This window comes from Novosphingobium sp. BL-S-33, assembly GCF_056857025.1.
Map to the genome: position 1 here is coordinate 2,847,735 of NZ_CM166474.1, position 26,276 is coordinate 2,874,010.

General features: G+C 64.4%; 25 protein-coding genes and 1 tRNA gene. 12 read left to right on the forward strand and 14 right to left on the reverse strand.

The features are described from left to right. Positions 1-12: 12 nt before the first annotated feature. The 5 genes from AC1VVM_RS13265 to efp all read right to left on the reverse strand — a co-directional run bounded on the left by AC1VVM_RS13265 (position 13) and on the right by efp (position 4,486). A complete protein-coding gene (locus AC1VVM_RS13265; protein ID WP_482904299.1) occupies positions 13-1,845 on the reverse strand; it encodes a tetratricopeptide repeat protein in 1,833 nt (610 codons plus the stop codon). Between the two features lie 582 nt (positions 1,846-2,427). Continuing rightward, positions 2,428-2,511, reverse strand: a tRNA-Leu gene (locus tag AC1VVM_RS13270). 80 nt (positions 2,512-2,591) lie between these two features. Then, positions 2,592-3,410, reverse strand: coding sequence for an inositol monophosphatase family protein (locus AC1VVM_RS13275; protein ID WP_132385527.1), 819 nt, complete (start codon positions 3,408-3,410; stop codon positions 2,592-2,594). A 72-nt stretch (positions 3,411-3,482) separates the two neighbouring features. After that, positions 3,483-3,923, reverse strand: coding sequence for a hypothetical protein (locus AC1VVM_RS13280; protein WP_482904300.1), 441 nt, complete (start codon positions 3,921-3,923; stop codon positions 3,483-3,485). After that, positions 3,923-4,486, reverse strand: coding sequence for an elongation factor P (gene efp, locus AC1VVM_RS13285; protein WP_132385529.1), 564 nt, complete (start codon positions 4,484-4,486; stop codon positions 3,923-3,925). Before efp ends, AC1VVM_RS13280 begins: the two co-directional genes overlap by 1 nt. A gap of 106 nt (positions 4,487-4,592) precedes the next feature. On the opposite strand from efp, the gene AC1VVM_RS13290 reads away from it, so the two are divergent. The 3 genes from AC1VVM_RS13290 (at position 4,593) to AC1VVM_RS13300 (ending at position 6,541) form a co-directional block, all read left to right on the forward strand. Next, positions 4,593-5,054, forward strand: coding sequence for a hypothetical protein (locus AC1VVM_RS13290; protein ID WP_482904301.1), 462 nt, complete (start codon positions 4,593-4,595; stop codon positions 5,052-5,054). A 114-nt stretch (positions 5,055-5,168) separates the two neighbouring features. Further along, on the forward strand, positions 5,169-5,981 hold the full coding sequence (locus tag AC1VVM_RS13295) for an SDR family NAD(P)-dependent oxidoreductase (protein ID WP_482904302.1): 813 nt from the start codon (positions 5,169-5,171) through the stop codon (positions 5,979-5,981). A gap of 26 nt (positions 5,982-6,007) precedes the next feature. After that, a complete protein-coding gene (locus tag AC1VVM_RS13300) occupies positions 6,008-6,541 on the forward strand; it encodes a nuclear transport factor 2 family protein (RefSeq protein WP_482904303.1) in 534 nt (177 codons plus the stop codon). A 67-nt stretch (positions 6,542-6,608) separates the two neighbouring features. On the opposite strand, the gene AC1VVM_RS13305 is transcribed toward AC1VVM_RS13300, so the two are convergent. Beyond that, complete coding sequence (locus AC1VVM_RS13305) at positions 6,609-7,427, reverse strand: SDR family NAD(P)-dependent oxidoreductase (RefSeq protein WP_482904304.1); 819 nt, start codon at positions 7,425-7,427, stop codon at positions 6,609-6,611. A 140-nt stretch (positions 7,428-7,567) separates the two neighbouring features. On the opposite strand from AC1VVM_RS13305, the gene AC1VVM_RS13310 reads away from it, so the two are divergent. Continuing rightward, entirely contained in the window at positions 7,568-8,353 is a 786-nt protein-coding gene (locus AC1VVM_RS13310; RefSeq protein ID WP_482955147.1) for an SDR family NAD(P)-dependent oxidoreductase, read from the forward strand. 143 nt (positions 8,354-8,496) lie between these two features. On the opposite strand, the gene AC1VVM_RS13315 is transcribed toward AC1VVM_RS13310, so the two are convergent. Both AC1VVM_RS13315 and AC1VVM_RS13320 read right to left on the reverse strand, forming a co-directional pair. Beyond that, on the reverse strand, positions 8,497-9,414 hold the full coding sequence (locus tag AC1VVM_RS13315) for an acyl-CoA dehydrogenase family protein (RefSeq protein WP_482904306.1): 918 nt from the start codon (positions 9,412-9,414) through the stop codon (positions 8,497-8,499). Then, entirely contained in the window at positions 9,414-10,559 is a 1,146-nt protein-coding gene (locus AC1VVM_RS13320) for an acyl-CoA dehydrogenase family protein (RefSeq protein WP_482955148.1), read from the reverse strand. Before AC1VVM_RS13320 ends, AC1VVM_RS13315 begins: the two co-directional genes overlap by 1 nt. A 193-nt stretch (positions 10,560-10,752) precedes the next feature. Between AC1VVM_RS13320 and AC1VVM_RS13325 the strand changes: the two genes are divergently transcribed. Continuing rightward, positions 10,753-11,241 carry a hypothetical protein gene (locus AC1VVM_RS13325; protein WP_482904307.1) on the forward strand — a complete coding sequence of 163 codons (489 nt, stop codon included), beginning with the start codon at positions 10,753-10,755 and terminating at the stop codon, positions 11,239-11,241. 1 nt (position 11,242) lies between these two features. On the opposite strand, the gene AC1VVM_RS13330 is transcribed toward AC1VVM_RS13325, so the two are convergent. Next, positions 11,243-12,016, reverse strand: coding sequence for an SDR family NAD(P)-dependent oxidoreductase (locus AC1VVM_RS13330; protein ID WP_482904308.1), 774 nt, complete (start codon positions 12,014-12,016; stop codon positions 11,243-11,245). Positions 12,017-12,197: 181 nt separating this feature from the next. Then, positions 12,198-13,916: an FAD-dependent oxidoreductase gene (locus tag AC1VVM_RS13335; RefSeq protein WP_482904309.1), complete on the reverse strand. Its 1,719-nt coding sequence runs from the start codon at positions 13,914-13,916 to the stop codon at positions 12,198-12,200. Positions 13,917-14,121: 205 nt separating this feature from the next. Here AC1VVM_RS13335 and AC1VVM_RS13340 point away from each other — a divergent pair, with 205 nt between their 5' ends. From AC1VVM_RS13340 to AC1VVM_RS13355, 4 genes are all read left to right on the forward strand, one after another. Beyond that, complete coding sequence (locus AC1VVM_RS13340; RefSeq protein WP_132385796.1) at positions 14,122-14,436, forward strand: Rieske (2Fe-2S) protein; 315 nt, start codon at positions 14,122-14,124, stop codon at positions 14,434-14,436. 272 nt (positions 14,437-14,708) lie between these two features. Continuing rightward, a complete protein-coding gene (locus AC1VVM_RS13345) occupies positions 14,709-15,890 on the forward strand; it encodes an acyl-CoA dehydrogenase family protein (RefSeq protein ID WP_482904310.1) in 1,182 nt (393 codons plus the stop codon). Beyond that, complete coding sequence (locus AC1VVM_RS13350) at positions 15,887-16,888, forward strand: acyl-CoA dehydrogenase family protein (RefSeq protein WP_482904311.1); 1,002 nt, start codon at positions 15,887-15,889, stop codon at positions 16,886-16,888. Before AC1VVM_RS13345 ends, AC1VVM_RS13350 begins: the two co-directional genes overlap by 4 nt. Before the next feature lie 74 nt (positions 16,889-16,962). Continuing rightward, positions 16,963-17,907 (forward strand): cation diffusion facilitator family transporter, encoded by a 945-nt coding sequence (locus AC1VVM_RS13355; protein WP_482955149.1) that lies wholly within the window; start codon positions 16,963-16,965, stop codon positions 17,905-17,907. A 364-nt stretch (positions 17,908-18,271) separates the two neighbouring features. On the opposite strand, the gene AC1VVM_RS13360 is transcribed toward AC1VVM_RS13355, so the two are convergent. From AC1VVM_RS13360 to AC1VVM_RS13370, 3 genes are all read right to left on the reverse strand, one after another. Next, a complete protein-coding gene (locus AC1VVM_RS13360) occupies positions 18,272-19,294 on the reverse strand; it encodes an alpha-ketoacid dehydrogenase subunit beta (RefSeq protein WP_482955150.1) in 1,023 nt (340 codons plus the stop codon). Then, on the reverse strand, positions 19,291-20,289 hold the full coding sequence (locus tag AC1VVM_RS13365; RefSeq protein ID WP_132385542.1) for a thiamine pyrophosphate-dependent dehydrogenase E1 component subunit alpha: 999 nt from the start codon (positions 20,287-20,289) through the stop codon (positions 19,291-19,293). Before AC1VVM_RS13365 ends, AC1VVM_RS13360 begins: the two co-directional genes overlap by 4 nt. Positions 20,290-20,370: 81 nt before the next feature. After that, a complete protein-coding gene (locus AC1VVM_RS13370; RefSeq protein ID WP_482904314.1) occupies positions 20,371-22,137 on the reverse strand; it encodes a class I adenylate-forming enzyme family protein in 1,767 nt (588 codons plus the stop codon). 300 nt (positions 22,138-22,437) lie between these two features. On the opposite strand from AC1VVM_RS13370, the gene AC1VVM_RS13375 reads away from it, so the two are divergent. The 3 genes from AC1VVM_RS13375 to AC1VVM_RS13385 all read left to right on the forward strand — a co-directional run bounded on the left by AC1VVM_RS13375 (position 22,438) and on the right by AC1VVM_RS13385 (position 24,135). Further along, on the forward strand, positions 22,438-22,746 hold the full coding sequence (locus tag AC1VVM_RS13375) for a hypothetical protein (protein ID WP_482904315.1): 309 nt from the start codon (positions 22,438-22,440) through the stop codon (positions 22,744-22,746). 147 nt (positions 22,747-22,893) lie between these two features. Then, positions 22,894-23,649, forward strand: a complete 756-nt coding sequence (locus tag AC1VVM_RS13380; protein ID WP_482955151.1) for a hypothetical protein — start codon at positions 22,894-22,896, stop codon at positions 23,647-23,649. A 60-nt stretch (positions 23,650-23,709) separates the two neighbouring features. Further along, complete coding sequence (locus AC1VVM_RS13385; protein ID WP_482904317.1) at positions 23,710-24,135, forward strand: hypothetical protein; 426 nt, start codon at positions 23,710-23,712, stop codon at positions 24,133-24,135. Between the two features lie 279 nt (positions 24,136-24,414). Here the strand turns inward: AC1VVM_RS13385 and AC1VVM_RS13390 are convergent, their stop codons facing one another. Next, positions 24,415-26,103, reverse strand: coding sequence for an FAD-binding protein (locus tag AC1VVM_RS13390; protein ID WP_482904318.1), 1,689 nt, complete (start codon positions 26,101-26,103; stop codon positions 24,415-24,417). Positions 26,104-26,276: the final 173 nt, after the last annotated feature.

Genomic DNA, 26,276 nt, shown 5'->3' on the forward strand with positions numbered 1-26,276 from the left:
CGCTCCGGTACTTCAGGCCCCCAGCAGGCCATGCTCCTCAAGCGGGCGCGTCACGAAGTCCGGCATATGCAGTTCGCGCACCAGTTGCCGCCGATCCCGCGCGACTTTGGGATAGTCCTTCGCGGCCTGATCGAGCACTTTGCCCGCCGCCTGCACTTGCCCGTCCAGCGCATAGGCCGACGCCAGCAGATAGCGCGGAATGAGCCCGCGATCCTCGGCATTGAGGCGGGCATAGTGCACGGCCTGCGCGCCGTCCTCGCGGAAAAGGGCATCGATCACCAGCCCGGACCAGTACCATGCCGGATGGCCGGGATTGAGCTGGATAGCCTTCTCGGCCAGCGCCGGGGCAATGTCATGCTCGCCCAGCACACCGAGCAGCCGGCTCGCGTCGGCAAGGATCTCGGAATTGTTGGGGCTGATTTCCAGCGCCTTGCCGATCGCCTCGCGCGCGGCGTCGAAGTCGCCGTTGTGGAAACGCGCGATCGCCAGGAACTGATATGCCTGCGCATTGGTCGCATTCGCCGCCACCGCCCTTGACGCGGCATCGAGTGCGGCCTGCGAACTGCCGGTGCCCTCGGCGACGGCCTGATAGGTGTGAACCCACGAGAGCAGCGCCCAGCCGTTCGAATAGTTGGGATTGGCGGCAACCGCGCGCTCAAGGCACGCCTTGACCGGTCCGAGCGTGCCGGGCTGCTTGCTGCGCATGAACTCGAACGCGCGCAATTCGCAGAAATAGTGCTCCATCGAGACATCGCGGTGGTTTTCGAGATCCTGTCGCATCGTCTCGTGGATCACGCCGTAGGGCTGCCCGAGCCGGGAAGCGACGCCCAGCGCGATCTCGGACTGAAGTTGGAGCAGATGCTTGGGATCATAGGAGAGCAAATCGCTGTTCTGCGACCAGACCACCACCCCGCCGGGAATCCGCACAAGGCTGGAGTTCACGCGGAACTTGTCCCCCGCCGCCACGACGGAGCCCTGCAGCACGAAACTGCTGCCGCGCGGCGCCGCTTTCGCCCGCCGCTCGACCGCCGGCGAGACCCCGTTCTCGTCCAGGCCAATCACCGCGAGATTGGGTAGCTGGGAGAGATAATTGACGAGATCGTACTGGATGCCATCGCGCACTTGCGTGATTTCGGGCGAGGCCCCGCTGAGGGCGAACGGGACAACGAAGACTGTCGGCCCCTGCGGCATTTCTCCGGCACGGGCGATCGCGGTATCGCGCTCGTCCCCCGGCCAATAGACGATCAGCAGCGCAGATACGAGCGCCAGCACTGCCAGCAGTACCCAGGCGCGGCGGCGCAAGTTCAGCGCGCTCGCCGAATGGATCATGTCTTCGCGGCGGGGCTCGATTGGGGGGGTATCCATCGCGGGCGAGACATGGGCGTCCGGCTCAGCCGGTCCATTCCTGTCAGCCGCATCGGTGAGCGCTGTCTCCGTACCGGCCGGCACCTCATTCGTTGGCGGAATTGGAGCCGCCGTCACCAGCGCCGGTTCCGACGCATACGTGCGAACCGGCGCGTCCTCCAGCGTTGGCACATAGGAGCCCCGCTGGATAACGATGCGGACGGGATCGTCCTGCCCCTCTCCCGCATAGTGTTCGACCAGCGCCTTGCGCAGCCGCGTCATCTGTACGCGCACGATCGAATCCGACGAGGCATCGAAATCCTCGTCCCGCCCGAAGACATCGAGCGCAATGGCATAGCCTTTCAGCCTGTCCGCATGACCAGCGACAGTCTGTGTGACAAGATGGGTGAGAAGTTCCGCAAGCCGCGGCGAGGATCGGAAAGTAGCGGATCCGACAACGCGCGAAAGCGCGTCCTGGAATTCGGCATGACTACGTTCCATGTCATTCCCTTCGCGGACAAAATAGTCCGGATAGAGAGACTTGGCAAACGCACTTGCCGCCCGTTGCATGCAACCGGGCGCGGTACGGCGCGGTTCAGGGCAATCCGCGCCGGTCCACTCCCCCGGAGTAGACCGGCGCAGCGGGGCGGAGTGAACTCCTGCCCGTTTTGCGACCCGAAGCAGCCACGGCCGTCCTCGGGGGGCGGGCGTGGCCGGACTTGCGGGAAATGCAGGAATCCGATCGGCGGCAGTAGGGGAAACCGCACGCGCCCGGTCCAACTCGGCACTCGTGAAACGGGCCGGATTCCAGCAGTTCTCGATACGAATGCAGTTTGCGAACCGGAGGAAGACAGCCTGAGCCGGCAAGTCCGCAATACGGAAGGCATCGACGTATCGAGCGACGAAACGGCTAATGACCCAAATCGGCCGGGGCCGTCAGTGTTTAACCGTTAAACTGCGCGGGATTTCGGATTATCGGCGCTGAAACATCAGCATTTTACCAAGGAAGGGCGGCCGATAAGGCAGGCCCGATTCCCGGTGATCATTCTCGGCCGGATCATGATCGATCCGGCGAATCGCGTGTGGTGCCCCTGGCCCGACTCGAACGGGCACGCCTTGCGACAAACGATTTTGAGTCGTTCGCGTCTACCATTCCGCCACAGGGGCACGCTTGCACGCCGGCCGTTCACACGATGATGAACTGCTCTGACGCCGACGCCTTAGCCGCGCCGGCGCCCTTGCTCAAGTCACTTGAGCGCAGTTACCAATATCTTGTGGAGACGCGAGTGCAAAACGTCGTTGCCGGCAAGGATCTCGGTGTCGCAGATCGACGGCGAACGGCCCTTCCAGTCCGAAACGAAGCCGCCGGCTTCACGCACGAGAAGGCAGCCTGCTGCCGTGTCCCACGGCTTGAGATCGGCTTCCCAGAAGCCTTCGTAACGGCCCGAGGCCACCCATGCGAGGTCGAGCGCGGCCGAACCGAAGCGGCGGATGCCCGCAACCTGCGGGGCAAGCCCGTGATAGATTCGCGTCCACTGCCCGGCATCGCCATGGCCCGCGAACGGAATGCCGGTGGCGATCACGCTCTCATCGAGGTGACGGCGCGAGGACACGCGCAGGCGGCGATCCTGAAGCCAGGCACCGCGTGCCTTCTCGGCCCAGTAGCTCTCGTCGGTGACGGGCTGATAGATCAGTCCGGCAGTGACTTCGCCCCAGCCCTTGCCGTCAAGGCGCGGTTCCTGCACCGCGATCGAGATCGCGAAATGCGGAATGCCGTGCAGGAAGTTGGTCGTGCCGTCGAGCGGATCGACGATGAAGCGCGGCTTGGTGGGATCGCCCTCGATCTCGCCCGCTTCCTCGAACAGGAAGCCCCAATCGGGGCGCGCGGCGCGCAGTTCGTCCCAGATCGTCCGCTCGGCAGCCTGATCGGCCTTGGAGACGAAGTCCGCCGGGCCCTTGCGCGAGACCTGGAGGTGCTCGATTTCGCCGAAGTCGCGACGGAGCCGGTTGCCCGCCTTGCGGGCCGCCTTTTCCATCACGCGCATGAGACCGGAAATGGCCGCCATAATACCTTAGTCCTTCGATGGCCGGATGTTACCGGCCGGTTATCCATATGCAAGTCGGCCGCGCCGACCCGGTCATCGGCCCTGAACGGGCTTTCCGGGCGCGGGCTGGCCCGGTGCAGCTTGGCCGGGTGCCGCCTGCGCGCTGTGATTGCAGATCGCCACCATGGCGCTCAGCATTTCATCAGGCTTGTCGCGGTGCACCTTTTCGGGATTGTCGGCGATGACCTTGTCCATCGCCGTACTGATCCGCGAGAGCGAATTGTTGTAGAGGCAGCCGACCAGCACACCCTTGATCGGCTCATCAACCTTGTCGGACTGGAGCCCGGAGATCAGCACCTTGAGGTAGAGCAGCGCGTGCTGCACCTCAGGCGGCGGTGCCGCAGGCTGCGGGGCCGGCTTGGCTGCGGACGCGGCGGCCGGCTTCGCGGCAGGCTTGGCCGCAGCCGCCAGCACCGGCGAGGCGCCGAATGCCAGAGAACCGGCGAGCAGCGCGGAAACGACCGCCCGGCGCATCAGTCGGCCTTCCTGACGTAGGCCTTCTCGTACACGTCAACGACGATGCGCGTACCGCTTTCGATGTGCGGCGGCACCATCACGCGCACGCCGTTGTCGAGCACGGCGGGCTTGTAGCTGGACGAGGCGGTCTGACCCTTCACCACGGCGTCGGCTTCGACGATGGTGGCTTCAACCTGTTCGGGAAGCTGGACCGAGATCGGACGCTCTTCCCACAGTTCGAGAAGAACCTGCATGCCGTCCTGAAGGAACGACGCGGCATCGCCGAGCAGGTCGGCCGGGAGCTGGATCTGCTCGTAGGTTTCGATGTCCATGAACACCAGCTGGTCACCCTCGACGTAAAGGAACTGGAAGTCCTTGGTGTCGAGACGCACCTTTTCGACAGTGTCGGCGCTGCGGAAGCGCACGTTCGTCTTGCGGCCATCGATGAGGTTCTTCATCTCGACCTGCATGAAGGCGCCGCCCTTGCCCGGCTGGGTGTGCTGCGTCTTGGCAACTTTCCAGATGCCCTTTTCGTATTCGAGGATATTGCCGGGACGAATGTCGACGCCGCTGATCTTCATGGAGTAAACCTTAAGATGGGAAAGAGCCGGTGTACGGAAAGCATGGGCCCTTAGCCGAGGACACTGACTGTGGCAATTGCTTCGCGCCAATGCTAGCGCATTGGTCATGAATCGCGCCCTATTCGCCCCTGCCCGAGCGCTTGCGCCCGCATTGCTGCTTGCGCCCGTCCTGCTGATGACCATGGCCGCGCCGGTGGCGGCGCGCAACTCGGCACCGCCGATCCCCGGCGGCCCCTTGGGAACATTGGCGCTGGGCCGCTACAACTGCGAGAAGGACGGCGATGCCGGTGGTCCGGTGGGAATCCCGGTGCCGACGCTCAATTTCCAGGTGGTCATCTATTCCAGCTATAAAGGCGTCGACGGCGTGCGCGGCAGTTATCTGTTAACCGGCGACGACGTGGTGATGACCGGCGGCGGGCTCAGGGGCATGCGCCTGCACCGCATTTCGCCCGGCTTCCTGCGAGTGGTCGGTGCGGACGGCGCCGATACCGAAACGCGCTGCGTGCTGAGTTCGCGCAGGCCGCAGTTCCATGGCGATTCCGGTTCCGATTCCGACAGCGACGGTTGATCTCTCCGCTTCATGACAGCACCTAAAGGTCCCAGCGGCTGATCGCTCCGGCGGTTTGCCCTGACTTCCGATCCACTCTAGCCACCGGCAATACGAATTGCGGGGAGCAGGACAATGGACCTCGGATTGGCCGGAAAACTGGCGATCGTCACCGGGGCGACCGCCAATATCGGCCGCGCCATAGCGCTCGAACTGGCACGCGAAGGGGCACGGACCGTACTGGTTGGCCGCGATGCGGAGGCCGGCGCACGACTGGCCGAGGAATGCCGGCAGGCCGGAGCGCCTGAGGCGCTTTTCGTTGCCGCCGACCTCACCGACCCGGGCACTCCGGCTCGCGTGCTGGACGCTGCCGAGACACTTGGCCCGGTCGATGTGCTGGTCAACAACGTGGGCGGCAATGTCGCGCAGGGCTTCTTCGCCGATTCCGATCCCGCCACCTGGATGGCCGATATCGACCTCAATTTCGGCACGGTGCTGCGCATGACCCACGCCGTGCTGCCGGGCATGATCGCGCGCAAGGCGGGCGCCATCGTCAATGTCGGCTCCACCGCGGCGCTTGTCGGCGACTACCAGCTTGCGGTCTATTCGGCCGCCAAGGGCGCGGTGCACAGCTTCACCGTGGTCCTGGCCAAGGAACTGGGTCAGCACGGTATCCGCGTGAACGCCATCGCGCCCTACGCCACGATCTCCCGCGATCCCGCCGCATTCAGCAAGGGCAGTCGCTTCCACCCCGAATCCGGCATGTTCAGCCGCGGAACCGCCAGCGTGTCCGAAGAAGATCGCGCAATCCGTCAGCGCCGCACTTTTGTCGGCCGGCCTTTCGCGTTGCCCGAGGAAATGGCCGGCATCGTGGCATTCCTTGCAGGGGAGCGCGCCAGCTTCATCACCGGGCAGGTCTATCCGGTGGACGGCGGCGCGCTGCTTTAAAGCACGGCAATCGAGAAGGCGAAGACATGGCTATCGACGAAAAGGCACTCTGCGAACTGCTCGACAAGGACGCGATCCGCGACCTGGTGCTGCTCTATTCGCGCGCGATCGACCGGCAGGACATTGCGCTGCTGCGCGATCTCTACACCGAAGATGCCACCGACTCGCATGGCGACAGCTTCGATGGTCCGGCGGAAGACTACTGCCGTTTCATCGAGGGGTCGTTCCCCTACATGCCCTATTCGGGCCACCATGTGTGCAACCACATGATCGCCGTGGATGCCGGGGGCGATACGGCCTGCGGCGAAGTCTACGCGCTGGCGTGGCACCTCATTCCGGCGCGCGACGGCTCGCAGGAAGAGGACTTCATGGCGGTGCGCTACATCGACAATTACCGCCGCTGTGCCGACGGCAAATGGCGCTTCTCGAAGCGCGTGGTGACCTACGACTTCAAGCTGCGCCGCCCCTTCGACGGCGGCGGATTGCTCGGCCAGGGCGCAGCGGACCCGAGCTATGCGCTGTGCGACCATCCGCTCTTCGCGCGGGGCGCGCGGACCTGAGAAAACAGCCCTCGCCGCCTACCCTCGGCAGCACGATGATCGTCTGCCGAGGTGCCTTGCAGCAGGCTCAGGCCGAAGGCGCGTAGCCTCCGTTAAGCGGATAGGTCTGCCCCGTGATCCATTCCGCCGCGTTCGAGCAGAGGAAGCTCACCAGCGCGGCCACATCGCTCGACTTGCCGTAGCGGCGGATCGTGTAACGCGACAGCATCGCCTTGGCATGATCGCTCGCCGTCACTTCGGCCAGTTGTTCCTCGCTCATGTCCGGCATCAGCGCCGAAAGCGAGACCGAATTGCAGGTCACATTATAGCGCCCCAGTTCCTTGGCGATCGAGCGCATGAAGCCCTGCGCGCCTGCCTTGGCCGAGGCATAGACGGCCATCTTGGCCTCACCCACGCGGCCCGAATCCGAAACGATGGTGACGATCCGCCCGCGCTTCGCCTCGACCATGTTGGGGATCAGCGCATAGCTGCAATTGTAGACACCGTAGAGATTGGTGCCGAGATAGCGCTGCCAGTGCGCCGGGTCTTCCTCCCAGAAGTTCTGCGTCGGCCGGATCGAGGCCGTGGGGCCCGCCATGCCGGCATTGTTGACGAGCACGGTCGCCGCGCCCAGTTCCCGGGTGATCGCCGCGTTGGCCGCCCTTGCCGCTTCCAGATCGGTAACATCGAACGGCACCGCCAGTGCCGGCACGCCCAGCGCGCGCACTTCGGCTGCCACGGCCTCGGCCCGCTCGGCAACGTAGTCGTTCACGGCGATGCCGCCCGCATTGTGCCGCGCCAGTTCCAGAGCGGTCGCCCGGCCCGCATTCTGTCCGGCGCCGGTGACCAGAGCCACTTGTCCGCCCAGATCGATCAGATCGCTTCCCTGCATTCTGTCCTCATCCATTGATTTCTTCTGTCACGGTCAAGTTTCGCATGCCCTCACGCGCCTCGCGACGGTGCAAAGCCCGATATCGCGCGCGCGGTTACGCCATCGCTCCAAGGGTGCTTAGTCTTGTCCGCAAACAGGAAATCGGGAGAGACGGGATGATCGAAGGCTTTGACCTGACCGGACGCGCCGCGCTGGTCACCGGCGGCGGCACTGGCATCGGCAAGGAAGTGGCACGCCTGCTGGCGCGGCGCGGCGCCGATGTCATGCTGGTTGCCCGCCGCGCCGACCGGCTGGAGGCCGCCGCGCGCGAGATCGCGCAAGAGACCGGCCGCCGCGTGGCAAGCCTGTCCTGCGACGTGACCGACGCCGACGCGGCCACGGCCATGGTTCAGGAAGCGACAGATCGGCTGGGGCGGCTCGACGTGCTCATCAACAATGCCGGGATGTCGAGCTTTTCCGCGCTTTCGAAGATGGCGCCCGAGCTTTGGGACAAGGACGTTCGGCTCAATCTCAATGCCGCGTTCTACGTCTCGCACGCGGCTATCGCCCATCTCAAGGCGCATGGGAACGGGGCGGTGGTCAATGTCTCGTCGCTGGCCGGGATCAACGGCACGGTAGGTTGCGGCGCCTATTCCGCCGCCAAGGCAGGACTCCAGATGTTCACCCGCGTCGCCGCCGCCGAATGGGGGCCTGCCGGAGTGCGTGTAAACTGCGTGGCGCCGGGCATGATTGCCACCGAGCTTGCGAAACGGGGCTGGGCCAAGGTCGGCTTCGACGCCACCGATGCGTGCAAGGTGTTTCCTCTTCGCCGACCGGGGACCCCGCTGGAAGTGGCTCAGGCGATTGCCTTCCTTGCCTGCGATGCGGCCAGCTACATTACCGGCGAAACGCTGACGGTGGGCGGCGGACCGCAGCTCAAAGGCATGATCGACGCGGATTGAGTGGCGGAGCGCTACACTCTTGGCACTTCACTCGTCGCCCCCGCGAAGGCGGGGGCTCCGCTTCCTTCCCGCTACGCCTCAAGAACAAGCGGGGTCCCCGCCTGCGCGGGGACGACGGATCGTGTTTGGATAAGTAGCGCGCCCTATCCCCAGAGCGCCTCTGCCGCCGCCAGCCCCTGCGCACCGCGTCCGCCCAGTTCCGAGGTGAGCAGCTTGAGCCGGTACGTCCACAAATGCAGCGGATGCTCCAGCGTCATGCCCATGCCGCCAAGGAACTGGTGGTAATCGTAGCACACCCGCTTGGCGGCTTCCTGCGCATGAAGCAGCGCCATCGCCGCATCGGCGCTGTCGCCAGTGGCCGCCGCACGCATGGTGAGCCAGTAAGCGGTATTGGTCACCACTTGCGCCTCGGCCAAACGGTGCCGCATGGCCTGGAAGGTCGCGAGCGGGCGACCGAACTGCTTGCGCTCGGACACATAGGTCACCACGCTCGCCAGAGCCGCGCCGAGCAACCCCGCCGCCTCCGCCGCCATGGCGACGCGCCAGGCTCGGGTCACGTTCACCGGATCGACATCGTGCGGAGTCATGGCCTCGGGCAGTCCGGTCAGAAACGCCACCGGATAAGCGTAGAGCGTATCCTCCTGCGCCGGAGCGATCCCATCCGCGCTCGCCGTGAAACTGCGCACGCCCGAGTGGCCGACAACCACCACCGTCGCACCGGGACGCAGAAAGCGCACGGGCCCAGAGGTCCGGCCTTCCTCGACCAGACAAAGCGGACGCGGCAACTCGGGATCGATCAGCGGGCGCACCAGAGCCGATGCCGCCGCTTCCACCGCGAACGGCAGGCGCGCCAGCTTCTCGACCACCAGCGCTGCGGTTACAGGGCCGAGTTCCTCAACCGCCATGACATCGAGAAAGCCGTTCTCGACAAGCGCCGCGTCAAGCTCCGTGCTTTCCAACGCCAGCCCGGCATCATGGAGCGGCGCCGAGGCGAAGGGCCGTGCAAGCGCTTCGACGAAATCGAGGACCTGCGTCTGGTCTTCGTTAAGGGCAAGCTGCATCAGCGCGGCTCCCGGGGCAGTTCCAGCACGTCGCTGGCGATGATGTTGAGCTGGATCTCGGCCGATCCGGCGGCGACGCCCGCGACAATGCCGCGCTGGTGGTGCATCTTGAGATAGGGCGAAGCGCCCGCGAGCGCCTCGGGCAGAAACTCCACCACGAATTCGCAAACCGCGCGTTCGGCCATGACGGTGGCATAGCGGGCTGAACTGGACTCGGCGCCGATGGCCAGCCCGTCCACGCGCTTCTGGACGACGGCATAATTGGCCGTTCCCGCCGCCTCGCAGAGCGCCGCGCAGCGCGCCGCCTCGATCCGGACGTATTCGCGGGTGAAGTCGCCGCGATCCTTGAGCATCATGACCGCGCGATCGAGCGCGGCGCGGGCAAGCGTGAAGCGCGGGATGCCAAGGCGTTCGTTGCGCAGCGAATAGGCGACGATCTCCCAGGCCTGTCCCTCCTCGCCGAAACGGGCGGTTTCGGGCACGGTCACATCGTCGAAGAAGACTTCGTGAATGTCGCCCTCACCGATCAGCGAGGGGATCTGGCGCACGGTGATGCCCGGCGTGTCCATCGGCACGAGGACGATGGTAATGCCTTTCTTGCGGTCATCACTGGTGCGCGTGAGCAGGAAGCAGGTGTCCGCCAGCCCGGCGTAGGAAGTCCAGATTTTCTGGCCGTTGATGACGTAATGGCCGTCCTTCAACACCGCGCGGGTGCGCAAGGACGCAAGGTCCGATCCCGCATCCGGCTCCGAGAAGCCCTGACACCACAGCGATTCCCCGCGCGTGATCGGCTCCAGATAGCGCGCCTTCTGCTCGGCCGTGCCGTACTTTTCCAGCGTGGGGCCGATCCAGTTGACGTTCATGTACTGGCCGCCGCGCGGCTCACCGGCGATCCACATCTCTTCGGAGAGGATCTGCTGCTCCCAGGGCCCCAGCCCCTCACCGCCCATCTCCTTGGGCCAGTGCGGGAACAGCAGGCCCACTTCGGCCAGTTTCTCACAAAAACCGCGAGCAAACGCCGTCAGCGCCGGAGACGCGGGACCGTGTTCGGAGAACTTCTCCCACCCCTCGGGCAGTTGGGCGTGCAGGAAGTCCCGGATCTTGTGCCGGAACGCATTCTGTTCCTCGGTCCATTCGAACTGCATGGCATCCTTCGCGTCTGTTCTTTCTCCCGGCGTTACCCAGCGGGCATCCCACTCACAAGCCAAGGGCCAACGCCCCGGCGAAAACCGCCTGGGAGTTCACCGAATTGACGAAAATGCGCATCGTGAGCACCCTCTTGCCAAGGGGCTCGGCCGGTCGATCGCCAAACCCGGGACCGGAATTGGGGAAACAACGATGCCGGCAATCCGCCAGATCATCCTGCTCAGCATTGCTCTTGCCGCTCCGGCCGCCGCGCAGGCCCCGAAGGCCGCCGCCCTGCCACCCGCACAGTTCGACCAGTTGATGCGCGCGGCGGGCTACGTGAAGGCCGGCAATGTCTGGCACGGCTGCGACGGCGCCACTACCGCCACCCGTCAGGCGGTGGAACTCAAGGACATCAACGGAGACGGCCACCCCGAAGCCCTCATCACCGCCGAAAGCACCGAATGCTTCGGCATGGCCGGCACGGGCTTCCAACTTCTGCGCCAGACGCCCGCCGGCTGGCAGCTCATGGCCAACGAGACCGGCATCGCCACCTTCCAGACCACGCGCGGGGTGGACGGCTATCCCGATATCGAGATCGGCGGCCCCGGCTTCTGCTTCCCCATCGCCCGCTGGAGCGGCAGCGAATACAAGACGATCCGCTTCGCTTACGAAGGCAAGCCCTGCAAGCCGCCGCGCTGAATCACTGGCGAACCGCCCCGATGGCCGCAGGCGAGACATAGCGCGTGGTCGAAATCCCGCCATCCACCGCGATAGTCTGCCCATTGACGAAGCCTGCCTCGTCTGAAGCAAGGAAGGCGACCATATTGCCGATATCCGCCGCCGAGCAATCGCGCTGGAGCGGGGTCAGTTCGTGGTTGGTGCGACGGAAGAAATCGAGGTCCCAGAAGGCGGTCGTCATCTCCGTGCGCACCACAGTCGGCGCCACATAGTTCGAGCGGATGCCGCGCGGGCCATATTCGGCGGCCATGGTCTGCATCAACCCGATCTGCCCGGCCTTGACGGTGGAATAGGCCCCGCCGCCTGGCGTGCCGTAGAGCCCCCAGGTCGAGCCGATGAAGAGGATCGAACCTCCCTCATTCATCACCTTCAACGCCTCGCGGCAGAGCCGGAACGGCGCGCGCAGGGAAATGCCGAGCACTTCGTCAAGCATGTCGTCAGTGGTCTGGTCCACCGGCCCAAAGTTGAACGAGCCCGCATTGTTGACCAGCACGTCGAGCCGGCCGAACTTCTCCACCGCAGCTTCGACAATCGCACGCGGCGCGTCGTCCGCCGTGGCATCGACGGCGACGAAATCGAACGCCATTGTGCCTGCCAGCGTATCTTTCAGCGCCTGAAGCTTGCCCGCATTGCGCCCGGTGCCGAGGACTTTCACGCCCTTCGCGCCCAGCGCGCGGACTATGGCCTCGCCTATGCCGCCTGCCGCTCCGGTGACGACTGCTACCTTGCCCTTCATTGATCCTGCTCCGCTGTGCCGTCGCCGCTTTGAGGAAGCGGGATCCCCGCCTTCGCGGGGATGACGGTAATTTTTCAATCACGATTGAGCTGGGAACCTGCGACGAGGCCAGCGAGATCGCCCCCACCTTACTCCGTCATCCCCGCGAAGGCGGGGATCCCGCTCCCTTCAATCTCTCGATTTAGCCCGTTCGCTGGTTCCCCGCACGCTCGGCAATGTCGTTGGCGGCAACGAACCCGAAGGTCATAGCTGGTCCAATGGTCGCCCCCGCCCCGGGATACGTATCGCCGAACGGCGTCCCCGAATTGTTGCCCGCCGCATAGAGCCCCGCAATCGGCTGCCCCGCGCCATCCAGCACCCGCGCCCGCGCATCGCAGCGCAGCCCGCCCTTGGTGCCGAGATCGCCATTGTTGATCGGCACCGCATAGAACGGCGCCTTGTCGATCGGCCCGATATTCGGGTTTGGCGTGGACGAAGGATCGCCGAACATCTGGTCATAGGGGTTCATCCCCCGCCCGAATTCAGGATCGATGCCGGTCTTCGCATAACCGTTCATATTGGCGATGGTCTGCCTCACGGCCTCGACCGGCAAATGCGTCTTGGCGCAAAGTTCCTCAATGGTCTCCGCGCGGAAGACGTAGTGATCCCACCAGTCGGCCGGGACCTTGTGCTCGGCCGTATGCACCGTGGGCATCAGCCCGCCGGCGCTGAACTTCTTGCGGAACTTGGCATCGAAGATCAGCCAGCACGGGCAATTCGCGCCGCTCTCGACCTGATCCCGCACCATAGCCTGCCCGAACTGGTCGTAACCGCAAGCCTCGTCCACGAAGCGCACGCCCTTGCGGTTCACCACCACGCTCCACGGACGGCCGACATCGAAGGCGGCCTGATGGATCTCATGGAAGTTGGAGGCGCCCTTCATCGGCAGGGTCATCGTCGGGATCCACCAGCCTTGCGAGGTATGCTCGGTAGACGCGCCAATCCCTTCCGCCGCGATCAGTGCCTCGCCGCGATTGCCGTCTTCCGGCGTCGAGGAATGGCGCGTGAGGCCGGGCACCGGATAGAACCGATCACGCAGCGCCTGATTCCACTCGAACCCGCCCGCCGCCAGCACGACCCCGTGCCGCGCCTCCACGGCATATTTACGGCCGAAGTTGGAAACCTCGATCCCGGTAACCCGGCCGCCCTTGTCCACCGTCAGGCCTTCGAGAGAAGTCTCCATCCGCAGTTCCACACCGCGCGCGAAGACCTGCTCGTAGGTCGCCCCCATCAGTGCCGCGCCCTGCGTGAAGCGCTTGTCCCGGTGCGAAACCTTGCGGGTCGAGCGGTCCATCCAGTAGCGCCCGATCATCTTGCCCGCGACCATGCGCCAGCCCTTCGACTGCATCATCAGTGCGAACGTCTCGGTCAGGTCCATCGCATAGCGGCCGAACAGCTTGAAGCGGTTGTACTGCTCGCGCATCAAGGCATAGCGCCCATCGCCCAATTGCCGCCCGTCGAACGTGGGTACGATCACCGAGCGATCCGCCCGCGCGCCCGGGCGTCCGGGAAAATAGTCCGGCCACGCCGCCGCCATGACCGAAACGCCGGTGGACTTGAGGAAATGCAGCATGCGCGGCGCCTCGTCCACGAAGGCCTCCAGCCGCTCGCGGTTGACCGGCACGCCGATGGTGGCGTCGAGATATTCCAGCGCGCTCTCACGGCTGTCTCCCTGATCGCCGTCGAGCCCGTGATTGGGGATCCACATGACCCCGCCCGAAGTGGCGGAGGTGCCGCCGAACTTGTGCGATTTCTCGACGATCAGCACTTTCAGGCCAAGATCGGCGCTGCGCAGCGCCGCCATGGCGCCCGCCGAGCCCGATCCCACCACCACGACATCGAAACTCTCAGCAGCCGCCACCCATGTTCTCCCGATGTGCGCATCATGCGGCGCGCATTTTTCGGGAGTCTTATCGCGTCGGCGGCTTGCCCGCGAAATGACCGCCACGGTACAGCGTCTTGCTTGATCCTGCTTGTGCCCGCTCCGCGCCCTTGCGTCGCGGCGGCACCGCAAGCAGGTCCGCAAGACATGCCCCCTTCAGGGCCCTAAGCGAACCGGGATGATGATGACCGAAAAGACCTTCGTTGCCGCAGCCAAATTGGAAGACGTGCCCGCCGGCTCGAAGCTCATGGTGGAAGTGAACGGCATCAGCGTGCTCCTGTGCAACACGAAGGACCGCATTTTCGCCGTGCGCAACTTGTGCAGCCATGCCTACGAGACCCTGGAATGCGGCCGGATGCGCAATGGCTGGATCTCCTGCCCGGTCCATGGTGCCCGCTTCGATCTCGAAACCGGCGCGCCGATCAATCCGCCCGCGACGATGCCGATCGAGGTTTACGAAGTGCGGGTGGAAGGCGAGATGATCGAAGTGGCCGTGTGAAGGCGGCTGGCGGACCAATCGCTGCCTCCCTTTGCCTGACGCTGCCCTGACCCAAACTCACTCCGTCGCCCTCGCGAAGGCCGGGGCCCCGCTTCTTCTTCCTTGGCACTCCAGCCAAGAAAAGCGGGATCTCCGCCTTCGCGGAGATGATGAGTTCTGTTGCTCACCATCTGTCGGCGCCTTCTAACGCTGACTTGGCCCATATCCCCGATATCGCCGCAGCGACCCACCTCCGTCTGGACGCCCACAAGCGCGACCGGCAAGGACAGGGCATGACCCAGAATGCCGATCTAGAAGCCCTGCGGCGTGAAGTCCGCAGCTTCCTCGCCGCCGAAGCGCCCACCGGCTGGCGCGATGCCAGCCGCACGCAGGACGATTTCGTCCGCACCCAGCGGGACTGGTTCGGCAAGCTCGTCCGCGCCGGATATGCGATCCCGCACTGGCCCGCCGAATATCCCGGCGGCGGCCGCAGTCTGGCCGAGCAGAAAGTGATCTACGAGGAACTGGCCGGCGCCGATTGTCCGCGCTTGCTGCTCTCCTTCGTCTCCACCTATCACGCCTTCGCCACGCTGCACGAATGCGGCAATGCCGAGCAGAAGGCCCGTTACCTGCCGAAAATCCTCGAAGGCGAGACATGGTGCCAGGGCTTCTCCGAGCCCGGCGCCGGATCGGATCTCGCCGCGATCAAGACGCGCGCGGAACTGAAGGGCGATGTCTACGTCATCAACGGCCAGAAAGTCTGGTCGACGATGGCACAGTTCGCGGACAAGTGCCTGTTGCTGGCGCGCACTTCGTCTGATGGCGTCAAGCAGGCGGGTATCACATACCTGCTGATGGACATGAAGGCCCCCGGCGTCACCGTCCGCCCGATCCATCAGATCCAGGGCGACGAGGAATTCGCCGAAATCTTCCTCGATAACGTCGAAATCCCCGTCTCCGAACGCGTAGGCGAGGAAGGCAAAGGCTGGGCCGTGGCACAGGCAACGCTCGCCTCCGAACGCGGTCTGACGCTGATGGAGCTGTCCTACCGCATGCGCGGCGCGCTGGGCCGCGTGGCTAAGCTCATCCGCGAACATGGGCACGAAGACGATCGCGGCGTGCTGCGCGATTTCGGCACGCTGGTCACGCAAGTGGACGCGGTCTGCGCGATTGCCGACCAGTTCCTCGATAACCGCATCAACGGGATCGAGCGCATGGGCGACGCCTCCATCGTCAAAAACGCCTATAGTCGCGCGCTGCGGGCCTACTCAGCGCTGGGCCTGCGGCTGGGCGGCATGGACGAGCAATATGTCGCGCCGATCACTTTCGGCGATCTCAATACCGGCAACTGGATGGCCGATTTCATGAATTCCTATGCCTGGACCATCGCCGGCGGCAGCGAAGAAGTACAGCGCAACATCATCGCCGAACGCATGCTCGACATGCCGCGCGAGCCGAAGGGGTGGGTGCTGTGATCGAGCTCAACGAACTGACCGACGCCGCGCAGAAGGCGTTCCCGGCCGACAAGCTCTCGCCCTCGCGCGATGAAAGCTGGCAACTGGCTGCCGAAATGGGCTGGCTGATGGTGCGCCTGCCCGAAGAGGACGGTGGCCTTGGCTTCACGCGGGAGGCTTCGACGGCGCTGCACCTCGAAATGGGCCGCGTGCTGGCCGCCATGCCGCTGATCCCGGCCCAACTGGGCCTTCAGGCGGTTGTCGCCAGCGAGAATTTCACCGAGCGGGCTGACTGGCTCGAACGGCTGGCCGGCGGCGAATATGCGCCGCTGCCGATGTTGTCCGCAAAGCTGACGCAAGGTTCGGACGGCAGCATTTCGGGCACGATTTTCGGCGTTTTCGAAGCTGACATGGCCGTTGCCGTGGTCGCGCAGCTTCCCGGTGGTTATGCGCTGGTACCGCTCGATGCGCCGGGCGTCTCGCTGGTCGAACGGCCGATCTGGGACCCCAGCCGCCGTCTCTTCGACGTGGTGCTGGAAGGCTACGCCCCTACCCTCATGCTCACCGACGCGTCGGGCGCCAAGGCGCTCCATGACCGGCTTTCGGGCGAGGCGCAACTTGCCCTCGCGGCGGACTGCATCGGCGCGGCGGGCGCCGCGCTCGACATGACGATCGAGTACATGAAGGTCCGCCGTCAGTTCGACCGGCCGATTGCGCTGTTCCAGGCCCTGAAGCACCGCGCCGCCGACATGAAGACGCGCATCGTCGTTGCCGAAGCCCTGCTGTGGAAGCGCGTGCGGGACGAGAGCGCCAGCGTCACCGAACTCGCCGCCGCCAAAGTGCTGGCTGCCGAAGCCTTCCGCTTCGTCACGGAAGAGATGGTGCAGCTTCACGGCGGCATCGGCCTTACTGACGAGCATCCCTGCCACCTGTTCCTCAAGCGCGCGCTGCTGAACCTGCAGCTCTGCGGCAATGCAGACCTCTGGAACGAGCGCGTGGGGCGCGAAGCACTCGCCTGAAAAGGCGGGACTTGCGCAACCTTGCGGGGGCGGTGACAGTTGGGACTCCCAAGTCCCCGCAGGAACCGTCCCCGATGAGCGAGCCAGCCAGCGTTACCGCGCACTTCAAGGCCAATATCGTCCTCTACGGCGCGCTCGCGGCCAATCTCGGCATCGCCGGCGCCAAGTTCACGGCCGCCGCGATCAGCGGTTCCTCCTCGATGCTGACCGAGGGCGTGCACTCGCTGGTCGACAGCGGCAACCAGATCCTGCTGCTCTACGGCCAGAAGCGCGCCAGCCGCCCCGCCGACCTTTCACACCCCTTCGGCTATGGGCGTGAACTCTATTTCTGGGCTTTCGTCGTCGCCATCCTGATCTTTGCGGTGGGCGCGGGCGTGTCGATCTACGAGGGGCTGGTCCACATCACCAACCCGCGCCGGATCGAGGATCCGACGCTGAACTATATCGTGCTGGCCATCGCTTTCGTCTTGGAAGGCGCCTCATGGACCCTTGCCGTCCGTGAGTTCAATGCCGGTCGCGGCGACCAGACCTGGTGGCGCGCGATCCACCGCAGCAAGGACCCTCCCGGCTTCATCGTGCTGTTCGAGGACAGCGCCGCGCTGATCGGCCTCGTCATCGCCGCGATCGGCATCTGGGCCGCGATCCACTTCGACGATCCGCGCATCGATGGCGTGGCCTCGGTCCTGATCGGCTGCGTGCTGGCGGGTGTGGCCATCGTCCTGGCGCGCGAAGCGAAGGGTCTTCTGATCGGCGAAGCGGCCGACCCGGTGCTCATCGGCCAGCTTCGCGGCGTGCTCGACGGCCATCCGCGTATCGATGCCGTCAATCACATCCGCACCATCCACACGAGCCCGCAGGCAATCTTCGTGGCCATCAGCGCCGACTTCGCTGACGACCTGCTGATGGGCGAGGCGGAAACCCTGATCGAGGAACTGGAGCACCGGATGAAAGCGCTCTCACCGTGGATCACCTCGATCTACATTCGGCCCGAAAAACGGGCGGATGCGATGGTGTGGTAGACTAACTCGGCAATTCCGACATCGTGGCCCGGCTTGGCTTGGCTTGGCTTGGCTTGGCTTGGCTTGGCTCTGCTCTGCCTCGCACCCTCCCCCAGACACCGTCGCCCCCGCGAAGGCGGGGGCCCCGCTGCCTTTTTGCCACGCGCGCAAGAAAAGCGGGGTCCCCGCCTTCGCGGGGACGACGGGAGAGGTCTGGTTTGGACTAAGTTGGATGGGTTAGATGTGTGGCGGTCTACAGCGGTCCCGGCCTCAAGCTTGGTCAGCACAAAATCGCCACGTTCAACACCTTTGCCATTCCCCGCAAACGAAAAGGCCCCCGCATTGCTGCGGAGGCCCTTCGTTTTCGTAACGCGGCGCTGCCGGATCAGCCCATCGCGACGAGGCGCTGCGCCTCGGCAATGATTTCGGGCGGCTGCACGAGGAAAGCGTCTTCCAGCTTCTTGGCGAAAGGCACCGAGCAATAAGGCGCGCCAAGGCGGCCGACCGGGGCCTTGAGCTTGCCGAACAGCGTTTCCTGCACGGTCGCGGCGATTTCCGCGCCCGGGCCGAAGTTGCGGCCGGCTTCGTGAACCACGAGCAGGCGACCGGTCTTCTCGGCCGAAGCCAGCACGGTTTCCTTGTCCCACGGCGAGATCGTGCGCAGGTCGATCACTTCGACCGAGACGCCTGCCTTGGTCAGTTCTTCATAGGCCTGCATCACGGTGAACATCATCTGGCCATAGCAAACGATCGTGATATCGCTACCCGGTGCAACGACGTTCGCCTTGCCCAGCGGGATCGGGCCCTGGTTCACCGGCACGTCCATCGGCACGAACAGCGTCTTGCCGCTTTCGACGATGATGACCGGATCCGGGTCCTGAATGGCCGAGAGGTAGAGGCCCTTGAAATCCGCCGGGGTCCAGGGGATCACCACCTTGATGCCTGCGGTGTGGCAGAACCATGCCTCGTAGAAGTCGGCATGCTGGCCGGCGGTCTGGTTGCCCGCGCCGGTCAGGGTGCGGATCACCATCGGCACCTGGCTCTGGCCGCCCGACATGAAGCGCAGCTTGGCCGCGTGGTTCACGATCATGTCCATGGCCACGGTCGTGAAGTTCATCAGCATGATTTCGGCAACGGGCTTGTAGCCGCCCATGGCCGCGCCGATGGCCGCACCGATGATCGCCTGTTCCGAGATCGGCGTCGAGCGCACACGCATCGTACCGAACTTGGTGGAAAGACCGCGCGTGACGCCGACGACGCCGCCGCCTTCGTTGTCCGCAATGTCCTCGCCCAGCACGAGAACCTTGGGATCGGCCTCCATCGCCTCCATCAACGCGGCGTTGATCGCCTGGAGGCCGTTCATCTTCACCGTTTCGACGGTGGTGGTTTCAAGGGTATCGGTGCTCATGCCGGAATCTCCTCGGCAAAGACGTCGCGGCGCAGTTCGTCGTCGGACGGGAATTCGCAGGCCATCGCGAATTCGATGGCGTCGTTCACTTCGGCCTCGATCTTCGCGGTCAGCGCGTCGAGTTCCTCAGCCGTCGCAATGCCGTCGTCGATCAGCTTCTGGCGGTAGATCGGCAGCGGATCCTTGGCCATCGCCTCGGCCTTCTCTTCCTTGGTCATGTAGCCGTCGGCATCGCCGAAGACGTGACCCATGAAGCGGAAGGTCTTGCATTCAAGGAGCGTCGGCCCCTCGCCCGCGCGGGCACGCTCGATGGCGGCATGGGCGTGGGCATAGACGTCGACCGGGTCGTTGCCGTCCACGGTGTAGCCCGGCATGCCGTAGCCGATCGCGCGCTTCGAGATCTGGTCTACCGAAGTGCCGTTCTCGTAGCGAGTGTGCTCGGCAAAGCCGTTGTTCTGGCACACGAAGATCACCGGCAGCTTCCACACGGAGGCCAGGTTCAGCGCTTCGTGGAACGCGCCGATGTTGCTGGCGCCGTCGCCGAAATAGGCGACCGTCACCTGCTTGGTGCCGTCCAGCAGCGCCGCCCAGCCGAAGCCGTTGGCGATCGGCATGGACGAACCGACGATGCCGGTGGTGACCATCACGCCGGTTTCCGGGTGGGTAAGGTGCATCGGGCCGCCCTTGCCCTTGCAGGTGCCGTCGACGCGGCCGCAGATCTCTGCCCAGAGCGGGCGGAGCGGCATGTCCTTGGCGACCATGTCGTGGATGCCGCGATAGATCGTGCAGATCTTGTCGTCGTTATTCAGCAGCACCGAGATGGCCGAAGGAATGCATTCCTGCCCGCGCGCCGAGTAGTACGGCGCGGTAATGCGGCCGCGACGGATCTGGGTGCGGGTGGCGTCGTCGTTGCGCTCGATCCGGATCATCCGGCGATAAATGTCGAGCTGGGTCTTGGCGTCGGGCTTGGCCCGGTTCTCCAGTGTCTGGCTCATAAGTCCTCTCTAGAACAGCCTCATTCCGCCCAGTCATGAACGGGGCTGGCTGAACTCAAGTTCAGTACCCCAAGGCCGCCTTCACGCAAGGGTGGGCCGGACCGCCTCGGCGTTATCCGCCGCCAGCCGGGCGACCGCCAGCGCGCGAACTTCGCTTGACTTCACTTTTTCACTGCCGGTGATGGCGTAGTCTTCATCGCGGAAGAACAGCACCCGGCGCGGCACCTTGAAGCTGGCGATCTCCGCCTTGCAGGAGGCGATGACAGTCGCTTCGTCGAGCGCCGCCCCGTCGATCGGAACGATGCAGGCGACCACCATTTCGCCCAGCAGATCGTCCGGCACGCCCACTGTCTGGGTCCGTTTCACCCCCGGAATCCGGGCGATCACATCGTCCACCTCGATCGGTGCGACATTGGCCCCGCCGGTCTTGATCATCTCGGTCATGCGCCCTTCCCAGAAGAAGCGCCCCGCCTCGTCGACCCGTCCGGCGTCTCCCGTGCAGAAGAAACCCTCTGCATCGAAGCATTCCTCCGGCGCCTTGCCGAGGTAGCCGGACATCAGCGTCGGCCCCTTGATGCACATCTCTCCAACCGTTCCGACGGGTACCGGACGGCCCGATATCGGCTCTACGATTTTTAGGAAATTCCCCGGCAAAGGGGCCCCGAACGAGCCTTCGAAGCCATGTTCGGTGTCGCCCGCAACGAAGGACGTGCAGATCGTCATCGTTTCGGTGCAGCCGAACGACATCGGCACTTCCCACTCGGTGTTCACAGTCGGGTGCTGCCAGATCAGTTCGCCGCGCGGCACATATTTCACGCTGGAGAGGTCGGCGCCCGCCCACTTCGGAGAGGCCTGAAGCCGCGCCCACTGGTGCGGCCGCCCATTGAGGAAGGTCACGTGCTCCTTCTCTGCCAATTCGAGCGCCTCGTCGGCATCGAACACGCGCTGGAGCACCACCGTACCACCGGTCGAAAGCGCCGTACCCACCACCATCGAGACATTGCCCGACCAGAAGAAGCCGTTGCCCGTCCAGCTTCGCACCGGTTCATACATCGCGAAAAGCCGGGGCCAGCGCCACCACTGCACCGCGAAAGCCCGCTGTGAATGGACCACGCCCTTGGGCAGACTAGTCGTGCCGGATGAGAAGAAGATGCCGCCGACATCAGCCGGATGCACGTCATCGGCCCGCGCCAGCACGAGATCGTCGGCGATCCCGGTGCCATGGGCAACGAATTCGTCCCACGTCTCCACCGCGCCGCCCGCTTCTACCGCGAAAGGCTCCGCTTCGCCGCGCAGCCCGCCGAGCGCCACAAGCTGCCGCAGATAAGGGAAATGCGCCGAAGCCAGCTCCCCCCGCCGCGCGGTGGCAATCGCCGGCTCCAATTCGCGCAGCATCGCGCCGAAGTCCTTCTTGAGCACCCGCGCCTCATAGAGCAGCAGCGTGATCTCGGACGCGCGCAGCAGGTGATCCAGCTCCTGCGGCGTCGAAAAAGTGCTGAGCGCCACCGGCACCCCGCCCGCCAGCGCCGTGCCGAACAGGCTGGAGAGAAACTCCGGCCGGTTGGTCATCAGGATGCCTACGCGTTCACCCTTGCCGATTCCGCAAGCGATCAACGCGCGGGCCACGTCCATCGAACGCGCCAGAAGCTCGTCGTAGGACCATGCAATGCGGTGCTCGCACTTGCGCAGAACGACAGCCTCGCACGGCCCATGGCGGCGGACGACCTCGCGCAAATAACCGGCGATTGTATGCGCGCCCTGGCCCTCTTCCTGAGCCAAAGGCGGCGCCTTCACCAGTGATTGCCCGCGATCCGGCAACTCGCAAGCGCCCGTGCCGGCTTGATGCATGATCCTTATTCCTTCCCAGTCGTGCGTCTTTATATTACAACAGCGACTAGCAGCGGCGCATAGTACGGTTAAAGCTGAGATCATATGCAAGGTCAGCGCAGTCACTTCGCTGCGCCGATGCAGACAACCAAATAGTTTGGAACCGATCGAACGCACATCACTTATTGCCTTTGGAAGGCCCGTTACATCCATTCATCTCAGTGGATGCACGGTCGACCAGAATCGCATTGTTCGCGCTCTCACGCTCGGCTTGGAGCGTATTGGGGCGGTTACACGGTAGAAACAGTAGGAGTGAATGCGATGTCATTACATCTGACGAAATTTGCCCCTGTCGCAGTAATCCTCGCGGGATCGATTGGTCTCAGTGGCTGTGCCACCGAGAAATATGTGAACGATCAGATCGCGACCGTGAACCAGCGCATCGATGGGCTGGATGCGAAGCTCCAACAGACTGACGGCACTGCCAAACAGGCCCTTTCCGAGGCGCAGGCCGCCTCAGGTCAGGCTCAGCAGAACAGCCAGCGGATCGATCAGCTGAGCGGCCGTGTCGACGGTGTCGAACAGCAGTTGGCGGCCATGAAGACCAAGCCCAAGAAGGCTCGCAACTAAGCGAACCTTCGGCTCAATTGATGATGTGATGTGTCGGCGCCTTCGTGACGCCGACCATTCCTGTCGATTATTTCGAGTACGTGTTTTCTGCGACCTATTTTCCACGCGATTTTCTTCGAGTACACTTACACAATGATCAGTGTCCCCATGGCGTTTGCAGCGCTAGCGCTGGCTGGTGCCGCTCCGGCACAGGCGAAGCCGCCCGTCCACAAGCCGGCGACTTCCGAACAGACGGCCAAGAAGAAAACCGCCCCGAAAAAGGCCAAAGCCGCACCGGGCAAAGCCGCACCGGCAGATGCTTCAGCAAAGGAAGCAAAGCCCGCGAAGACGTTGGAAATTTCCGTCGATGCCGCCCGCGTGGCCGACTGGGTCGGTTCTTCGGGCGACAACCAGTCGCTGCCTTACGTCATCGTCGATAAGCCGGCCGCGCGTGCCTATCTGTACGATGCCGATGGCAAGTTGCTGGCCAATGCGCCGGTACTGATCGGCAAGGCGCTCGGCGACGAAGCAACCCCCGGCATCGGCGCCAAGTCGCTGTCCGAGATCGGCCCGGCCGAGAAGACCACACCTGCCGGCCGTTTCCTGGCGAAGTTCGGATTTGCCGCGGGTCAGCAGAAAGTGCTCTGGGTCGATTATGCGACGTCGGTGGCGCTCCACACGATTCCGGTCGGCAACAAGGAAAACCGCAAGGCGCGAATGCTGTCGCCGACGATCGACGACAACCGCATCACCTTCGGTTGCATCAACGTGCCGCAGGCCTTCTACAAAAGGGGCGTAGAACCCCTGTTCGCGAAGAAGGGCGGCTATGTCTACGTGCTGCCCGATAGCACGCCGATCGAGGACGTCTTCCCCCGCCTACGCGTTCAGTCATTCGTGACCACCACGGCTGCTGCAGGTAACTGATGTCCTGAAGCCGACATCGGCGGATTCGCGGCCCGGACCTAAAATGCGTACAATAGAGCGGTGACCCGTCCCCAAACCGCATTCGCCATCAAAGCCAAAATTCGCGATACCGAAGCGAGCACGTTCGCGTTCACCGCACTAAAGACCATGTACGGCGGAAAGCATATCCGTGCCGGTGACATCATCTTCCTGTTCGCGAGCGAGAATGAGGGAGGATCCGGACTATTTGCATGCGGCAGGGTCACCGCCAGCGAAGCGATACCCAAACGCGAAGACGCCGCCCGTGAAACGCCCCGCGTATCGATCCAGGTCCAGCGCATTGCGACGGCAAAGCGGCCACTGGGTCGATCCGAATTGCGCGGCTGGGTGAACTGGGACGACGGTCACGCCGAAACGGAACTGAACTTCAAGTTTTACCGTCAGGCCACCAACAAGATCGTCAGCCTGACGGAAGCGACCGCAAAATTCCTGAACGATTTTTTCTAACCGATTTCAAAAACCGGAGGCGGCAAGAATCAGGCGGGAGGCGGGAGTCGTTGCGAAGCCGTCGCATGGAGTGATGACCTTCGCTTTCTGCCTCAATGACAAGAGGCGCGATCTCGTCACCTAGCACCGTCATTTTTCGCAATTCAACAGGTTGCATGCCCAGCCCACCATGATGGATGGCGCCGCCTTATCCCATGCCCGGCACGCAAGCGCTCTCCGCCCAAACTCACATTCACGGAGCATCCCGGCGCCACCTCGCGGGACGCCGGGCCGAACGGATCAAAGCTGGTTGCCGAGCCCCGCCGCATGCTTCGCCGCGACCCAGCCGAATGTCATCGACGGCCCCACGCTCGCACCCGCACCGGGGTAGACCCGGCCCATCGGTGAGGCCGTGACGACGCCGCAGGCATAAAGCCCCTCGATCGGCGTACCGTCCGCCTTCAGCACCCGGGAATCGCAGTCGCAGATCACGCCGCCATAAGTGCCGACATCGCCGGGAACCACGGGAATGGCGTAGAATGGCCCCTTCTCAATGGTGCCCATGCAGGCATTGGGGCCGTCCTTGAAGAACGGGTCGCCCAGCCAATTGTCATAGGCGCGCTCGCCGCGGTGGAAGTCTTCGTCCTTGCCGCCGCGAACGAAGCCGTTCCAACGCTCTACCGTGGTTTTCAGGGTCTCCGCCGGCACGCCGATCTGCTGGCCGAGCGCTTCCACCGTATCCGCCTTGCGCATCCAGCCGGAAGCGAGCCAGCTTGCCATGTTCTTCTTGGCCGTGCCTTTACCGGCCACGGCGTATTCGTCCATGTACTGCTGGTCCATGATCGCCCAACTCGGGATCGCGGGAACCGTGCGGTTGCGCACCAGCATGTTCTCGCAGAACTCCTCGTAGGAGCCGCCCTCGTTCATGTAGCGCACGCCGGACTGATCGACCTGAATCGCGTGGGGCTTGCCGGTGGTGCTCTGGGTGCCGGGCTTGACGTAATCGGTATCCCAGCCGGGCGCCTCGCTCATCTGGAAGCCGACCATCTGGTCCATCTGTGCGAGCACCGCGCCCTTGCGCTCCAGCTCGACGTGCATGTCGCCCGCATCGCTCTCGATCCCGTTTGACCACACCGCACGGGTGCCGGGCATGTACCGGTCGCGCATGGGCTGGTTCTGCGAGAAGCCGCCCGCGTTCATCAGCACACCGAGACGGGCGCCCACGCGCCAAGGCTTGCCGTCCTTCTTGGTGACAACGCCAACGGCCTTGCCGTCCTCGATAATCACTTCGGAAACCGGCGATTCCAGACGGATGTCGGCGGCGTCCTTCTCGATGACGGCCTTGAGCATCCGCCCTTGCAGCGCCGCCCCCGCCGTGACCCAGTGCTTGCCGGTGAGCTTGCCCGCAATGATCTTGAGCCCGATGCGCACGAGCAGCATCTTGATAGCCCACGAGTGCTTGGCAAACGGCAGCTTCATGCCGTCGTCCAGCTTGACCGGCACTTCGGCGAAGCCCTGACGCAGCCGGGGCGCCCATTCCTTGCCCAGCTGGTTCTTGTCGAACGGCAGCGCGGTGACGGTGCGGCTGGTCTTCATGCCGCCGGGAAGATCGTCATAATAGTCCGGCCAGAAGGCGGAGCCGCGCTCCATCGCCACGCCTTGCGAGACGATGAAGTCCAGCATCTTCGGCGCTTCGCGCGCATAGGCGCGGCGGCGTTCGGGACTGGTGCCGGGGCTGTCCTCGCCATCGGGGACGACCGCGTCGAGGTACTGGCAGGCACGCTCGAAGCTGTCCTCGCCGGGATCCATGAAGCGGTTGTTCGGAATCCACATGACGCCGCCGGACTTGGCAGTGGTGCCGCCGACCCATTGCGCCTTTTCGAGAATGACGACCGACTTGCCCGCCTGCTTCATCAGCAGAGCCGAAGCCATCGAGCCCGCCCCGCTGCCCACGACCACCCAGTCGAACGTCTCGTCGAACTCAGCCATCTCGCCCTCTCACCCGTGCCCCGCGCTTACATGCGCGGGCTTTGGGCGAGGTAGATCGGACTTGCCGCCCAATGGCAAGCGAAGCGGACCATCAAGGCCTTGTCACCACGCATGTTTCGCCCCGGCGAAGGCTTCGCTCACCGGACGATTGCAGGTGGCCGAACGCGGCGAGG